The sequence below is a fragment of the Bacillus sp. 05T31 genome (assembly GCF_056396725.1).
The window spans coordinates 1-1,270 of record NZ_JBFTMA010000956.1; the positions used below are offsets into that span (position 1 = coordinate 1).

General features: G+C 26.7%; 2 protein-coding genes. One reads left to right on the forward strand and one right to left on the reverse strand.

The annotated features are described in order from the left end of the window. A partial coding sequence (locus tag AC1DJR_RS30260; RefSeq protein WP_477004288.1) for a YheC/YheD family protein occupies positions 1 to 578 on the reverse strand: 578 nt, incomplete at its 3' end. Between the two features lie 194 nt (positions 579 to 772). Between AC1DJR_RS30260 and AC1DJR_RS30265 the strand changes: the two genes are divergently transcribed. Then, positions 773 to 1,270 (forward strand): ATP-grasp domain-containing protein (locus AC1DJR_RS30265; RefSeq protein ID WP_477004287.1); only part of this gene is annotated, 498 nt, incomplete at its 3' end.

Consider the following 1,270-nt stretch of genomic DNA (forward strand, 5'->3'; position numbering starts at 1 on the left):
ATGTAACCTTTCTCTTGAATCTTATCAGATAAAAAACTTGTTAATTGGTTTTTATTAATAAGTGAAATTTGTTCTGACTCATTCATACTGTAATTTCTCCCATGTTTTTCAATAAAAATAATCCCCTTACCTTGATGTCCAGAAATGGGTTTAATAATAAGTTTTTCATAACGATTAATCATGTCAAAAAACTTATTAACATCATTTAATTCATAAAAAGGAATAAGATATTGCTTAAATTTCCCTGCTTTTTTTATTCTGTTATATACACTTAATTTATCTCCAATTGAATGACTTGTGAACGGAACTTTATCATATAAATAATCAAAAATTTGCTGATTTTTATCACTAACATGAACACTTGCATTATAAATAACATCAGGAAAAGAAAATTCTTGTTCAATCCACTTACCATTTTCATAAGTTTTACCTAAAATTTTCTCAGTTTCTATATTTACTTTCCCTAAAGTAAAATAAAAAAAGTTTATACCTTCAGCTTTGGCTACAGCAGCATAAGTATATGCTTTCTTTACGTCATTCGGATCTTTCCGATGATGAAGCATACCAATTATAGTCATGTTAGTTCTTCTTCCCTTCTTTCTAAAGATTTTTTCAAAACAAATATCAAATTCATTATATATATATTCATGTTCTTCCTCATTCAACCATTTTTCGAAAAATCCAGAACAAGCTTAACCTCATTTTAATATTCTACCTATAGAAATAATAAACCTGAGATTTTATAAAATGATAAAGGTTAAGGTGACATAAAATGGATACTATCGTTTTCATTGAAACAAATAAATCTGGATCAAGTAGGGAAGCAATCAAAGCAGCTGAAAAACTTAATTTCTTTACTGTTTTATTAACTAAAAAAACAAAATTTATTAATGAACGCACTATATTCCCTGATGTACATCAGATGATTTTCACYGATATAAATGATTATGATAATATAATTACAACAATTGAAAAATTAAATAAATCAGGAAARAACATAAAAGGGATCTTTAGTTTTATTGACCCTTTTGTTTATGTGGCTGCACGTTTATCAGAAAGATTTTGCTCAAATATTGTATCTACTAAAGCTATCCATCATATGGAAAACAAAATATTAACTCGTAATGTACTTAAAGAATTACCAATCTCACTCAACTATTTAATTTACAAACCAACAGAATCATTATCATCTTTTCTTGAAAAAACTAAAGAGATGAATTTCCCTCTTATTGTAAAATCCCCTAAATCAACAGGATCCAAAGATGTATTA